The 12097-nt window shown below is 72.3% G+C and carries 16 protein-coding genes; 10 read left to right on the forward strand and 6 right to left on the reverse strand.

From position 1 onward, the window contains the following. Nucleotides 1-14: 14 nt before the first annotated feature. Complete coding sequence (locus tag ABEB12_RS16295; protein ID WP_185059658.1) at nt 15-212, reverse strand: hypothetical protein; 198 nt, start codon at nt 210-212, stop codon at nt 15-17. Then, nucleotides 209-1630, reverse strand: a complete 1422-nt coding sequence (locus ABEB12_RS16300; RefSeq protein WP_345702871.1) for an amidase — start codon at nt 1628-1630, stop codon at nt 209-211. The genes ABEB12_RS16295 and ABEB12_RS16300 overlap by 4 nt, the downstream gene beginning before the upstream one ends. A gap of 76 nt (nt 1631-1706) precedes the next feature. On the opposite strand from ABEB12_RS16300, the gene ABEB12_RS16305 reads away from it, so the two are divergent. Then, a complete protein-coding gene (locus tag ABEB12_RS16305; RefSeq protein ID WP_185059654.1) occupies nt 1707-2114 on the forward strand; it encodes a MerR family transcriptional regulator in 408 nt (135 codons plus the stop codon). A gap of 45 nt (nt 2115-2159) precedes the next feature. Here ABEB12_RS16305 and ABEB12_RS16310 read toward each other — a convergent pair whose 3' ends face one another. Then, nucleotides 2160-2858, reverse strand: a complete 699-nt coding sequence (locus ABEB12_RS16310) for a TetR/AcrR family transcriptional regulator C-terminal domain-containing protein (protein ID WP_185059652.1) — start codon at nt 2856-2858, stop codon at nt 2160-2162. Between the two features lie 86 nt (nt 2859-2944). Between ABEB12_RS16310 and ABEB12_RS16315 the strand changes: the two genes are divergently transcribed. Next, complete coding sequence (locus ABEB12_RS16315) at nt 2945-3616, forward strand: DUF2306 domain-containing protein (RefSeq protein ID WP_185059650.1); 672 nt, start codon at nt 2945-2947, stop codon at nt 3614-3616. On the opposite strand, the gene yczE is transcribed toward ABEB12_RS16315, so the two are convergent. Beyond that, nucleotides 3543-4199: a membrane protein YczE gene (yczE, locus tag ABEB12_RS16320; RefSeq protein WP_425572253.1), complete on the reverse strand. Its 657-nt coding sequence runs from the start codon at nt 4197-4199 to the stop codon at nt 3543-3545. The two genes, ABEB12_RS16315 and yczE, sit on opposite strands and share 74 nt — an antisense overlap. Before the next feature lie 148 nt (nt 4200-4347). Here yczE and ABEB12_RS16325 point away from each other — a divergent pair, with 148 nt between their 5' ends. Next, entirely contained in the window at nt 4348-4842 is a 495-nt protein-coding gene (locus tag ABEB12_RS16325) for an Hsp20 family protein (RefSeq protein ID WP_185059649.1), read from the forward strand. Nucleotides 4843-5114: 272 nt separating this feature from the next. Next, on the forward strand, nt 5115-5354 hold the full coding sequence (locus ABEB12_RS16330; protein ID WP_185059647.1) for an excisionase family DNA-binding protein: 240 nt from the start codon (nt 5115-5117) through the stop codon (nt 5352-5354). Between the two features lie 109 nt (nt 5355-5463). Here the strand turns inward: ABEB12_RS16330 and ABEB12_RS16335 are convergent, their stop codons facing one another. After that, nucleotides 5464-5946: a hypothetical protein gene (locus tag ABEB12_RS16335; RefSeq protein WP_185059645.1), complete on the reverse strand. Its 483-nt coding sequence runs from the start codon at nt 5944-5946 to the stop codon at nt 5464-5466. A gap of 325 nt (nt 5947-6271) precedes the next feature. Between ABEB12_RS16335 and ABEB12_RS16340 the strand changes: the two genes are divergently transcribed. The 6 genes from ABEB12_RS16340 to ABEB12_RS16365 all read left to right on the forward strand — a co-directional run bounded on the left by ABEB12_RS16340 (nt 6272) and on the right by ABEB12_RS16365 (nt 11461). Continuing rightward, entirely contained in the window at nt 6272-6784 is a 513-nt protein-coding gene (locus tag ABEB12_RS16340) for an SRPBCC family protein (protein WP_185059643.1), read from the forward strand. Further along, nucleotides 6784-7821, forward strand: coding sequence for an LLM class flavin-dependent oxidoreductase (locus ABEB12_RS16345; RefSeq protein WP_185059641.1), 1038 nt, complete (start codon nt 6784-6786; stop codon nt 7819-7821). Before ABEB12_RS16340 ends, ABEB12_RS16345 begins: the two co-directional genes overlap by 1 nt. A 76-nt stretch (nt 7822-7897) precedes the next feature. Continuing rightward, a complete protein-coding gene (locus ABEB12_RS16350) occupies nt 7898-10213 on the forward strand; it encodes a molybdopterin-dependent oxidoreductase (RefSeq protein WP_185059639.1) in 2316 nt (771 codons plus the stop codon). Nucleotides 10214-10407: 194 nt separating this feature from the next. Beyond that, nucleotides 10408-10854 carry a MerR family transcriptional regulator gene (locus ABEB12_RS16355; RefSeq protein ID WP_185059636.1) on the forward strand — a complete coding sequence of 149 codons (447 nt, stop codon included), beginning with the start codon at nt 10408-10410 and terminating at the stop codon, nt 10852-10854. Next, entirely contained in the window at nt 10851-11177 is a 327-nt protein-coding gene (locus ABEB12_RS16360) for a hypothetical protein (RefSeq protein WP_185059634.1), read from the forward strand. The genes ABEB12_RS16355 and ABEB12_RS16360 overlap by 4 nt, the downstream gene beginning before the upstream one ends. After that, complete coding sequence (locus tag ABEB12_RS16365) at nt 11177-11461, forward strand: GNAT family N-acetyltransferase (RefSeq protein ID WP_185059632.1); 285 nt, start codon at nt 11177-11179, stop codon at nt 11459-11461. The genes ABEB12_RS16360 and ABEB12_RS16365 overlap by 1 nt, the downstream gene beginning before the upstream one ends. Here ABEB12_RS16365 and ABEB12_RS16370 read toward each other — a convergent pair. Next, on the reverse strand, nt 11458-12072 hold the full coding sequence (locus tag ABEB12_RS16370; RefSeq protein ID WP_185059631.1) for a TetR/AcrR family transcriptional regulator C-terminal domain-containing protein: 615 nt from the start codon (nt 12070-12072) through the stop codon (nt 11458-11460). The two genes, ABEB12_RS16365 and ABEB12_RS16370, sit on opposite strands and share 4 nt — an antisense overlap. Nucleotides 12073-12097: the final 25 nt, after the last annotated feature.

The raw sequence follows: 12097 nt of genomic DNA on the forward strand, positions 1-12097 counted from the left end.
GCCACACAAATCACTCACGGGTCGAAGATCAGCGCGGGCGCGGTCTCCGGCGCCGCCCGGACCGCCTCGTGCAGCGCGTCCACCGCCGCGCGCAGCGCCCGGTGGTCCGCCGCGAGCCCGGCCAGCTGCCGCTCGTCGGCCAGCGCCGCGCCCTCCTCGTCCACCAGGCCGAACCACGCGAGCTGCGTTCGCACCCATTCGACGTCGCTCATGCCGCCGCCCCCTCCACCTCGGCCGCCGGCCGCCGGTGCCACTCGGTGTGCCGTTGGAACGCGTCGGCCGCGCGCAGGATGGTCGCGTCGCCGAACACCGGGCCGGCCAGCTGCCCGGACAGCGGCAGGCCGGACTCGGCCGGCCCGATCGGCACCGCCACCACCGGATTGCCCAGCGCGTTCCAGTACGGCGTGCGCACCTGCCCGAACAGGCCGGCGTTGTCCTGGTGACCCGCCTCGGTGACCAGCGCGTCGAACGGCGGGGCACCCACCACCGCCGTCGGCGTGAGCACCACGTCCACCCGGCCGAACAGCTCCGCCACCGCCCCAGCCGCCAGCCGGCGCACCCGTTGCGCCTGCACGTAGTCCGCGCCGGTGAAAAGGGCGCCGCTGGCCAGCAGGCCCCGGCTGGCCGGGAAGTAGTCCGCCCAGTGCGCCCGCAGGTCGGCCCGGTGCTGCGCCAGGCCCTCGCAGACCGCGGTCACGATGGTCGCGCCGATCAGCTCGGACCAGTACGGCAGCGTCACCTCGGCCACCTCGGCACCCAGGCGTTCGAACACCGCGACCGCGTCGGCCAACCGGCCGACCAGCGCCGGGTCGCTGCCGAGCGGCAGGTCCCGCACCAGGCCGACCCGCAGCCCGGCGAGGTCACCGCCGTAGCTCCGGTCGTCGTCGAAGGGGGCCTCCGGCGGAGGCACCGCCGTCGCGGCGGGGTCACCGGGGTGCGGCCCGGCGATCGCGGCCAGCACCGCCGCGCAGTCCCGCGCGGTGCGGGCCAGCGGACCGATCCGCCCCAGGCTGTAGCCCAGCGGCACGCTGCCCGACCGGGGCACCCGGCCGTAGCTGGGCAGCAGCCCGGTGACCCCGCAGAACGCGGCCGGCATCCGGATGCTGCCCGCGGTGTCGCCGCCGAGCGCGGCCAGGAACATCCCCGCCGCCACCCCGCTGGCACTGCCCGAGCTGGACCCGCCGGCCCACCGGTCGAGGTCGTACGGGTTGCGCGGCACCGGGAAGGGCTTGCCCGGGTCCGGGATGCCGCAGCCGAACTCCATGGTGGTGGTCTTGCCGGTGATCACCGCGCCGGCCGCGCGCAGCCGGGCGACCACGGGGGCGTCCGCCGCCTCGGGCGGGGCGCCGGCCCGGACCAGGCTCTGCGCGGTGGTCGGCACGCCGGCCACCGCAATCATGTCCTTCACTCCCACCGGGATGCCGTGCAGCGCACCCCGGTCCCGGCCGGCGCGCAGCTCCGCGTCGGCCCGTTCGGCTTCCTCGAGCGCCGACTCGTCCATCCTGGTCAGGTAGACGCCCAGCGCGCCGTCGCGCCGGTCGGCGGCCTCGATGCCCGCTTCTACCAGCTCGACGCTGGTCAGTTCGCCGGCCCGCAGCATGCGCCCGGCCTCGGTCAGCGTGTGTGCCACTTCCTCCCCTTTCGATGAGGTTAGGCTCACCTTGTCCGCTGAACCGTGGTTCAGCTCAACTGGTCGCATGCCGGGAATGAACGAGCTCACCGAGATCACCGAGGCCGCCGGGCGGTTCGGCCTGGCCCTGTCCACGCTGCGTTTCTGGGAACGCCGGGGCCTGCTCGGCTCCCACCGGCGGAGCGGTCGGCGCTGCTACGACGCCGCCCAGCTGTACCGGATCGCCCTGATCCACCTGTGGCGGGAGACCGGCCTGATGAGCATCCGGGACATCGGCGCGCTGGTGAACCGCCGGGCCGCCGATGCTGACTGGCGGGACCGGGTCACGACCCAGATCGATGCCGTGGATGCCCAGGTAGCGAAGCTGAATGCCGCCCGGGAGTACCTCGCTCACCTGCGGGAATGCCCGCACGACGGCCCGCCGGAGGAGTGCGCCGGCTTCCGTGCCCTGGTGAACCACCACAAACGGCGATCAAACCGGTAGGCCACGCGCCCCGACGGATTAACCGGCTCCGCCGTCCAGGCGCCTTTACGACCTGGTCCCGTCGACCAGCCGCCGCACGCCGTCCAGCACCAGCCCCAACCCGAACTCGAACCGCTCCACGGCCGCGCCCTCCCCGCTAGACAACCCCGCCAACGCGCCCAGGAACAGCGGGAACGCCGCCAATGCCTCCGCCCCGGGCAGCCTCGGCGCGGCCGTCTCCCCCGCCGCGGCCGCCCGCACGAAGCCGTTCACCACGACCAGCACTTCCAACCGGCGGGCCGGCGGCAGGCCGGTGGGGTCCAGTGCGCGTAATCCGGCCTCGGTCCATGCGAGCTCGTTCGGCCCCATCATCCGCGGACCGCCGACCAGCGGCAGCACCCACGGGTGCCGGCGGAACACCTCGCGGTTGCCGCGCGCCCACCCGGCCAGCGCCTCCCGCCACGGCGACCCCGACGGCGGCTCGGGCGGAGAGCCGGACGGAGACCCGGACGGCGGCTCGGGCGGCGCGCCGACGGCGGCGTCCAGCATCAGGCTGATCAGCTCGTGCTTGCCGGGTACGTAGCGGTAGAGCGCCATGGTGGCCACGCCGAGGCGTTCCGCGACGCGTTGCATGGCCAGCGCTTCCAGGCCGTCGGCGTCGGCGGCCGCGATCGCCGCGCGTACCACTTCCGCCCTGGTCAGGGACGGTTTCGGCCCTCGGCGCGGACCGGGCTCGGCGCGCCAGAGCAAGTGTTCGGTATCCATCCCGGCCAATTATTGCGTATCTGATACGTAGTTTTCCGGACAGACTTACCGCGTAGCTCATACACAGTTTCTGTCCGGGAGACTCGATGCCCACTCGCCAGCACCTCTGGCTGCCGCCGCTGATCGTGATTTCGGTGGCGTTCCTGGCCTTCTCGCTGCCCCGCTACCTGGGGTTCGACCCGGCGCGGTCGCTGATCCCGCCGCACCCGGGCTACCCGTTGCACTATCCGCTGCTGGTGGGGCACATCCTGTTCGGCTCGGTCGCACTGGTCACCGGCTGCCTGCAGGTGTGGCCGTGGCTGCGCAACCGGTACCGGGTGGCCCACCGGTGGATCGGGCGGCTCTACCTGTTCGGCGGGGTGTTCCCGGCCGGCGTCCTGGTGCTCGGCGTCGCCCCGGTGAGCAGCACGGGCTTCTTCTCCTCGGTGGGCAACACGATGCTGGCCGTGCTGTGGCTGTTCACCTCGTTCGCCGGCTACCGGGCCGCCCGCCGGCGCCGGTACGCCGACCACCGGGCCTGGATGGTGCGCAGCTTCGCGCTGACCTTCTCCATCGTGGTGAACCGGGCCTGGCTGGTGCTGTGGATCGTGGTGCTCGACCCGTTCACCGGCACGCTTTTCGGCGGGGACGAGGCCGCGATGAGCCGGGCCGCCGCCGGGGCCAGCGTGTGGCTGAGCTGGATCGTCAACCTGCTGGTGGCGGAGTGGTGGCTGCTGCGCCGTCGCGGTACGCCAGCCAGGGCAGGAAGAACTGGGTGAGCGGGCCGATGCTCAGCGCGTACAGCACCGTGCCGACGCCGACCGTGCCGCCGAGCAGCCACCCGGTGGCCAGCACGGCCACCTCGATGCCGGTGCGCACCAGGCGCACCGACTTCCCGGTGCGCGCGTGCAGCCCGGTCATCAGGCCGTCCCTCGGCCCCGGACCCAGCCGGGCACCCACGTAGCAGGCGGTGGCCACGCCGTTGAGCACCACGCCGAGCACCATCAGCGGCACCTGCCACCACAGGCTGGTCGCCGCCGGCAGCACGGCCAGCGCGCCGTCCACCGCCACCGCGATGACCAGGATGTTGGCCACCGTCCCGATGCCGGGGCGCTGCCGCAGCGGCCACCACGCCAGCAGCACCAGCGCGCCGACCAGGGCTGTGATGGTGCCGAAGCTCAGCGGGACGTGGTTGGCCAGGCCCTGGTGCAGCACGTCCCACGGGTCGAGGCCGAGGCCGGCGCGGATCATGAACGCCATGCTCACCCCGTACAGGGTGAGCCCGACGATCAGCTGGATCAGCCGGCTCACCGGGCGACGGGCCAGGGAGACCGGGGTCAGCTTCGGGGTCACGGTAGCCACGACCTCGATGCTGCGCGGGAATTGGCCTCGACGTCGAGAGCCAATTCCACATGATTGGCTCTCGCGTGGCGCACGTCACCCTCCTCGCTGGAATTGAGTCGCTTCAGCTCAAGTTATATGAGCGAAAGCTTCGGAACTGGAGGAGATCATGAGCAACGTTTCCCTGTGGAGCCGCCGCGACCCGTTCGCCGACTTCGACGCCCTGGTGCGGCGCGCCTTCGGTGGACCGGTACCCAGCTGGCCGGCCACCCCGAGCGCCTTCGTGCCGGCCGCCGATGTGTCCCGGGACGGCGACGACGCGGTGGTGACCGTCGAGCTGCCGGGCGTGGACGTGACCAAGGACGTCACCGTCGAGGTGGACGGCGACCAGTTGGTGGTGCGCGGCGAGCGGCGGGACGAGCGCTCCGAGGAGCGCGGCCGCGGCGCGCTGCGCGAGGTGCGCTACGGCTCGTTCCGTCGCGCCTTCACGCTGCCGGCGCACGTGACCGCCGAGGCGGTCAGCGCGTCCTACGAGGCCGGCGTGCTGCGCGTGCGAGTGGCCGGCGCGTATGCCGCCAACGGCGGCGCCACCCGGATCGAGGTGACGTCCGGATCCCCGGAGGCCATCGAGACCCCGGCCGGCGAGGGCGACGCCAAGCAGTAACCCATTCACCCGGTTGAGGATCAAGATGAACGGGCGCCGCAGCGCGTTGTGAGCGCCCGATCACGGCCGGATCACGGAGGTCAGCCGGGAGATCGCCGCAGATGGCGGGCGGGGAACGATTTCCTGCCCGCCACAGGCGTGCACACCTCACGCTATAACGATGAGTGACCGAATCACCCGTTTGAGCAACACATCACACTCGGCACGGTGAACACACCGATTACTTTTCTCGCTTTCGTAACAATGCCGATCACGCGCGCGACCTCGTTGACATGAATCTCGGCGAAAAGACTGCCCCCGAATTTGGCACCGGCGTTGGCGCCCAGCGACCTGCCAGCGGCGCCGAGCTGCTGACCGTCGCGGAGGTGTCCAACACCCTGCGCGTGTCCAAAATGACGATCTACCGAATGGTTCATGCCGGCGAGATCCCACATGTACGCGTGGGCCGCTCGTTCCGGATCCCGGCGGACGCCGTCCGGGACATCCTGGGCAGCCGGGGCGCGGCCGGCTGATCCGCATCGGCCGGGTCGATCGACCCGAGGGCGCAGGCGGCCCCGCCGGAATCGGGGGCGACGCCGAGCACGGCCGCCGGCGCCCATCGGCCGATCGACCGGCCGAACCTCAGCGGTTCGCCACCGAGGCGGTCTGCGCGATCAGCGTGGTCACCCCGGCGCGCACCCTGGCCAGGTTGCCGACGCAGCTCGAGGCACCACTGGACGCCGACCCGGTCGGCCCGGAACCACACCCGTCCCGGTCGAACGCATCGGCCCCGGCGAGGGTCTCCGCCGCGGTCCGCTTCACCTCGGCCGCATTGGGCAGGCCGCCGGCCGAGTCGCGCACCGTGGCAACCGCCGACCGCAGCTGGGCCATGAACCGGTCACAGTCCGGGTAGACCTGCTCGGCCGGCCCGGTCTGGCAGGAGTCCTGGCTGATTAGGCCCAACTTGGTCACCGCGCCGACCAGTCCTCCGGTCACCCCCGGCTGCGCCGGCCGTGCCGCCGTCACCGGACTCGGCGGCCCACTCACCGCCGCCTCGGAGCACCCGCCCACCCCGAGCCCGAGCACAACCGCCCCACCGAGCACCGCGACCCACCGCGTCCACATCCCCCCATCATTGCCTCGCCCCACCCCGAGGCCGCCGCCAGGGGTGATCGTCATTTGTGGCGCTACAGCGTCGAAAATCGACGCTGATCCGCCAGAGTCGGCGACCACCCCCACCGCGAGCAGCCGTCATTAACCCGATGAGCCGTGCGCGGCGGCGAGCGGGGCAGCGGGTGAGCGCTTGTCGCTTCCGGCATCAAAACAGCGTTACACTTGCCGCTAGCGGCAACCGCGAATCGACATCCCCGGCCGGGAGAGGCCGCTGGACATCTGGGTCTGTTTGCGCAACTCTGGTCGGCGATCACTCAACCGAGAGGACGGGGCCGCAATGGAGTGGACCGGCGCGCGGTACGCGGACAAGCCGACGGTGCGGGTCGACACGTTCGTCGAGGCCCCACCCGAGGCCGTCTGGGAGATCGTGAGCGACCCCGGCCGGATGCCCGAGATGAGCAACGAGCTGGACGCGATCGAGTGGCTGGACGGGGCCAGCGGACCCGCGCTCGGCGCGCGGTTCCTCGGCCACAGCAGCCACCCGGCCACCGGCGGTTGGCAGGTTCCCTCGGAGATCGTGGAGTGCGAGCCCACGCGGGCGTTCTCCTGGGCGGTGGCCGACGCGGAGAACCCGTCGGCGGTGTGGCGGTTCACCCTCGAGCCGGAGGGCGACGGCACCCGGCTGCACCAGTCGGCGCAGCTCGGACCGGGCCCTTCCATGCTCACCGTGGCCATAACCCGCATGCCGGAGAAGGAACAGAAGATCGTCTTCAACCGGCTGCGCGAGTTCGAGAAGAACATGACCGCGACGCTGGCCGCGATCAAGGAGCGCGTGGAGGGCGTCGGCTGATGCGGACCGCGACCACCATCGAGGCCTCGCACGACTTCCGGGACGTCGCCACGTTCGCCGTCGAGGCGGAGAAACTCGGCCTGGACGCCTGTTTCGTGGCCGAGGCGTGGGGCTCGGACGCACCGTCGGTGCTCGGCTACCTGGCCGGCCGCACCGAACGGATGCTGCTCGGCTCCGGGATCATCCAGCTGGGCACCCGCACCCCGGTGGCCATCGCGCAGGCCGCCCTGACCCTGTCCGCGATGTCCGACGGGCGGTTCGCGCTGGGCCTCGGCGCGTCCGGCCCGCAGGTCATCGAGGGGCTGCACGGCGTCGGGTTCGCCAAGCCGCTGACCCGGATGCGGGAGACCATCGAAATCGTCCGCCAGGTGTTCGCCGGGGACAAGGTGTCGTTCAGCGGGGAGGCGTTCCACGTCCCCCGGCCCGGCGGCGAGGGCAAGCCGATGCGGGTGTCCATGGAGCCCAACCCGGACATCCCGATCTACCTGGCCACCCTCTCCCCGAAGATGCTGGAGCTGACCGGCGAGCTGGCCGACGGGTGGCTGGGCACGAGCTTCGTGCCGGAGGGCTCGGCCGCCTACTTCCGACACCTGGACGCCGGGCTGTCCCGAAACGGCCGCACCCGGGCCGCGCTCGACGTGTGCCAGGGCGCCGAGGTGGCGTTCGCCGAGGACGAGGACGCGCTGCGCACCATGGTGGCCGCGCGGAAGAAGGAGCTCGCGTTCAGCCTCGGCGGGATGGGCTCGGCCAGCACCAACTTCTACCGGGACGCCTACGGCCGGCAGGGCTGGGCCGAGGTGGCGGCGGCGGTCCACGAGCACTGGCAGGCCGGCGACCGGAACGCCGCCGTCGAGCTGATCACCGACGACATGGTGCTGGCCACCACGCTGATCGGCACCGAGCCGATGGTCCGGGAAAGGCTCGCGGTGTGGCGCGATGCCGGCGTGGACACGGTCCGGCTCTATCCGGCCGGGGACTCCGTACCGGCCAAGCTGGACACGCTCGGCCGGGCGATCGACATCGTCCGTTCGCTCTGACCGGGTTGACACCAGGGTTCATTGACGCAACCCTGTAGGCAAGCTGAGTTCTTCTGCGAAACCCTGGGGGTTGTCGGTGACCGAGTGGCACAAGACCGCGTGCAGCCTCTGCTACCTGAACTGCGGGCTGGAGGTGCAGCTGGACGGCCGCGCGATCACCCGGGTGCGGGGCGACAAGGAGAACCCCCGCTCCGCCGGTTACCTGTGCCAGAAGGCGCAGCGGCTGAACTGGCTGGGCAACCACGGCGACCGGCTGACCAGCCCGCTGCGCCGGCTCCCGGACGGCTCGCACGAGCAGATCGACTGGGACACCGCGCTGCGGGAGATCGCCATCCAGCTGCGCGCGGTGCGGGACGCGGACACGGCGGCCGGCCGGCCCGGCTCGTTCGCCTACGTGGGCGGCGGCGGCCAGGGCAACCACTCCGGCGGGGCCTACGGCACCTCGCTGATGAAGTGGATGAACTCCTCCCGATACTTCAACGCGCTGTCCCAGGAGAAGACCGGCGACTTCTGGGTGAACGGCAAGATGTTCGGCTCGCAGGCCTGCCACACCGCCGAGGACATCGAGGAGTGCGACCTGCTGCTGGTCATCGGCTGCAACCCGTGGCTGGCGCACGGCTTCACCAACGCCCGGCAGGCCCTGAACACGATCAAGAACGACCCCAACCGGAAGGTGATCGTGGTCGACCCCCGGCGCACCGAGACCGCCGACGTGGCCGAGCTGCACCTGCCCCTGCGCCCCGGCACGGACGCCTACCTGCTCGGCGCGATCCTCGCCCTGGTGCTGGAGCGGGGCGGCGCCGACCGGGAGTTCCTGGCCGCCCACTGCGACGGGTTCGAGGAGGTCGCGGAGGCGCTGCGGGCGGTCCCGGTGGACGAGTGGATCGCGCACTGCGAGCTTTCCCGCTCCGACGTGGACGCCGCCGTCGACCTGATCCTGGCCGCGAACGCGATGACCGTGCGGGTGGAGCTGGGCATCCAGCAGGGCCGGCACTCCACCCTGAACAGCTACCTGGAGAAGCTGCTGTTCCTGCTCACCGGGAACTTCGGCCGGCCGGGCACCAACGGCATGCACTCCTGGCTGCTGCCGCTGTGGAGCAACTCCAACGGGAAGCGCTCGGAGATCACCGGCTACGAGTACATCGGCGGCTTGCTGCCGGCGAACACGCTGGCCGAGGAGGTGCTCACCGACCACCCGAACCGGGTCCGCGTCGTGTGGGTGGAGTCCTCCAACCCGGCGAACACCTACGCCGACACCGCGTCGGTGGAGCGGGCGCTGCGCGAGTGCGAGCTGTCCGTGGTGGTGGACGTGGCCTACACCGAGACCGCCGCGCAGGCCGACTACGTCCTACCGGCCGCCGCGCAGCACGAGAAGTGGGAGTTCACCCTCTTCAGCCTGGAGTGGCCGACCAACTACTTCCAGGTCCGGCCACCGCTGTTCACGCCGCTGGAGGGCACCCTGGTGGAGGCGGAGATCTACACCCGGCTGCTGGACGAGCTGGGTGTGCTGCCCCCGGCGGCCGAGCTGGACTCCCTGGTCGAAACCGCCCGCGTGGACCGCGCGCAACTGATGCCGGCGGCGGCCCGCCTGATGAAGGGCGACCCCGAGCTGGCCGCGATCGCCCCGGTGCTGCTGTACCGGACGCTGGGGCCGGCGCTGCCGGGCGGAGCGGCGTCCATGGCGCCGCTGTGGGCCGGCGCCCACCGGGCGGCCGCGCAGATGCCCGAGCAGGTTCGACGCGCGCTGGGTTCCTCGGCCGACGTCCCCGCGCTGGGCGAGGAGCTGTTCGACCGCATCCTGGGCAGCACCAGCGGCACGCCGTTCAGCGTGCACACCTACGAGGAGGTCTGGTCGCTGGTGCGCCGGCCGCGGATCCAGCTGGCCGTGCCGGAGATGTTGAGCTGGCTGGGCAGGTTGGACCCGGTGGCCGAGGCGCCGGACCCCCGGTACCCGTTCTCGCTGATCGCCGGCCAGCGCCGGTCACACAACGCGAACCAGATCCTGCGCCCGCCGGCCTGGCGGCGCACCGACCCGGACGGCGCCCTGCGCGCCCGCGCCGCCGACCTGGCCTCGGTCGGGGTCGACCCGGGTGACTGGGTCGCGGTGCAGACCTCGACCGGCCGGATCGTGGCGCGCGCCGAGGCCGACGAGTCGCTGCGCCCGATGCAGGCCGCGCTGCCGCACGGCTACGGCATGTCCTACCCGGACGGCCGGGGCGGCCGGGTGATCAACGGCCCGAGGCTGAACCTGATCACCAGCGCCACCGACCGCGACCCCATCGCCGGCACGCCACACCACAAGGACATCCCCGTCCGCCTGGAACCCGCCACCCAAGCCGAACGCGAAGCCGCCGACCAAACCCACACCCGCATCCGCGAAACCCTCGCCTAACCCACCCCCCGCGAGTCGGGGATCTGGGTACGGTGAGTCGGGGATCCAGGTACGAAAGCCCGACTCACGGGACTGGGCTACGCAAAAGTACTGACGGACGTGGCCAGCAAGATCGGCCTGCAGTCCGCCACCAAGCCGCACTAGCGCTAGGGTGCCAGCACCCGACACACGACGACGCTGGCGAGGCCGCATCGGTGGACGACGAGCTGACCCTTGCCGAGGTGGCCCGGCTCACCGGGCTGACCACCAAGACGCTGCGCTCCTACGAGCGCTCCGGCCTGATCTCCGGAACCGGTGCGCCGGACAACGGCAAAAACGCCAACAACGGCAAGGGCGCCAAGTCCAAGAACGGCGCACGCCGCTACACCGAGCACGACGTGGCCCGGATTCGCCTGCTCGACCGGTTGCGCGCCACCGGCATGTCCACCAGCGAGCTGCGTGAGTACGCCGAACTGACCGGCGACGGCCAGGACGCCGAGCGGCGCCGGCACGAGGTGCTGGTCACCCACCGGGAACAGGTGCTCGCCCGGATCGCCCAGCTGCACCAGGACCTGGCGCTGATCGAGTACCAGATCCAACAGCGGCACGGAGCGAACGGCGTGCCCGGCACTCCGCGCGGCTCCTCGGTGCGCCGGCCATGACCGAACCGACCGTCCGGCGGGCCACCCCGGCCGACCACGCCGCGGTGGCCGGCATCCTGGCCCGCGCCTTCCACGACGACCCCGTCTACCGCTGGGTGATCCCGGACGACGAGGCCCGGCGGCGCCGGCTGCCCGGCCTGATGGACACGTTCCTGCGGCAGATGCTCCCGGACGGATACGTCGAGCTGGCCGGCGATCCGACGGGCGCTCCGACCGGCGCCGCGTTCTGGACCGAGCCCGGCCGGGTGGAGCCCGAGCAGTCCGCGCTGGTGGCCACGCTGCCCGGGCTGCGCGCGCGGCGCGGCACCGGTTCCCCCGCCTGATGCGGATCGGCGACGTGTTCCAGGCCGCCCGCCCCTCGACCCCGCACTGGTACCTGTTCCACCTCGGCGCCGACCCCCAGGCGCAGCGCCGGGGCGTCGGCACCGCGCTGCTGCGATCCATGCTGCCCCGCCTGGACGAGCGGGAGCTGCCGGCCTACCTGGAGTGCAAGCCGGAGCTGGTGTCGTACTACGGGCGGTTCGGGTTCGCGGAGACCGGCACCCTGCCGGTGCGCGGCCTGGAGGTGGTCATGCGCTCGATGTGGCGCGAGCCCCGGGCAGGCTAGGGCGCCTCGCCGGAGCGCAGACCGGCGATCACCACCGCCAGGCCCCGGCCGAACTCGTCCTCCGGGGTGAGCCCGGCGGCGGCACGCGCGGTCTGCGCGATCAGCGGGCAGTCGTCCATCGCCAGCGCCTCGGTGCCGGCGCCGGACAGCGCGCCGTAGTACTCCGTCTGCAACGCGCCGAGCAGGTAGCTGACCAGTGTGCGCTGCGCGATCACCCGCCGCGCCCCGGTGAACCCGCCCCGTTCCAGCGCACCGAGCGTGGCCTCGAGCCACCGGCGGGAGGCCGCCGATTCGTGCCGGCGGCGCAGCAGCAGCGGGATGACCGCCGGGTGTGCGCCGACCGCGTCCCGCACCCGGCCGACCAGCACGTGCAGCTCGGCGCACCAGGAGAGCCCGGCCGGCGGCCGGGGGTCCACCTGGGCCAGCAACCGCTCCACTACCAGGGACTCCAGCCCGTCCCGGTCGGCCACGTAGCGGTACAGCGACATGGTGCCCATGCGCAGCTCGCCGGCCACCGCGCGCATGGACAGCGCGTCCAGCCCGTCCCGGTCGATCACCGCCAGGGCGGCGGCGACGATCACCTCCGGGTTGAGCGAGCGCGGGCGGGGCATGACTTGACAGCGTACGGCCTACGCG

The organism is Actinospineispora eucalypti, assembly GCF_039543365.1.
Lineage (GTDB): Bacteria > Actinomycetota > Actinomycetes > Mycobacteriales > Pseudonocardiaceae > Pseudonocardia > Pseudonocardia eucalypti.

Excerpts from the sequence above, each read along its gene's own strand:
- ABEB12_RS16295 (WP_185059658.1), bottom strand. The coding sequence starts at position 212 with ATGAGCGACGTCGAATGGGTGCGAACGCAGCTCGCGTGGTTCGGCCTG.
- ABEB12_RS16305 (WP_185059654.1), top strand. The coding sequence starts at position 1,707 with ATGAACGAGCTCACCGAGATCACCGAGGCCGCCGGGCGGTTCGGCCTG.
- ABEB12_RS16310 (WP_185059652.1), bottom strand. The coding sequence starts at position 2,858 with ATGGATACCGAACACTTGCTCTGGCGCGCCGAGCCCGGTCCGCGCCGA.
- ABEB12_RS16315 (WP_185059650.1), top strand. The coding sequence starts at position 2,945 with ATGCCCACTCGCCAGCACCTCTGGCTGCCGCCGCTGATCGTGATTTCG.
- ABEB12_RS16325 (WP_185059649.1), top strand. The coding sequence starts at position 4,348 with ATGAGCAACGTTTCCCTGTGGAGCCGCCGCGACCCGTTCGCCGACTTC.
- ABEB12_RS16330 (WP_185059647.1), top strand. The coding sequence starts at position 5,115 with ATGAATCTCGGCGAAAAGACTGCCCCCGAATTTGGCACCGGCGTTGGC.
- ABEB12_RS16335 (WP_185059645.1), bottom strand. The coding sequence starts at position 5,946 with ATGTGGACGCGGTGGGTCGCGGTGCTCGGTGGGGCGGTTGTGCTCGGG.
- ABEB12_RS16340 (WP_185059643.1), top strand. The coding sequence starts at position 6,272 with ATGGAGTGGACCGGCGCGCGGTACGCGGACAAGCCGACGGTGCGGGTC.
- ABEB12_RS16345 (WP_185059641.1), top strand. The coding sequence starts at position 6,784 with ATGCGGACCGCGACCACCATCGAGGCCTCGCACGACTTCCGGGACGTC.
- ABEB12_RS16360 (WP_185059634.1), top strand. The coding sequence starts at position 10,851 with ATGACCGAACCGACCGTCCGGCGGGCCACCCCGGCCGACCACGCCGCG.
- ABEB12_RS16365 (WP_185059632.1), top strand. The coding sequence starts at position 11,177 with ATGCGGATCGGCGACGTGTTCCAGGCCGCCCGCCCCTCGACCCCGCAC.
- ABEB12_RS16370 (WP_185059631.1), bottom strand. The coding sequence starts at position 12,072 with ATGCCCCGCCCGCGCTCGCTCAACCCGGAGGTGATCGTCGCCGCCGCC.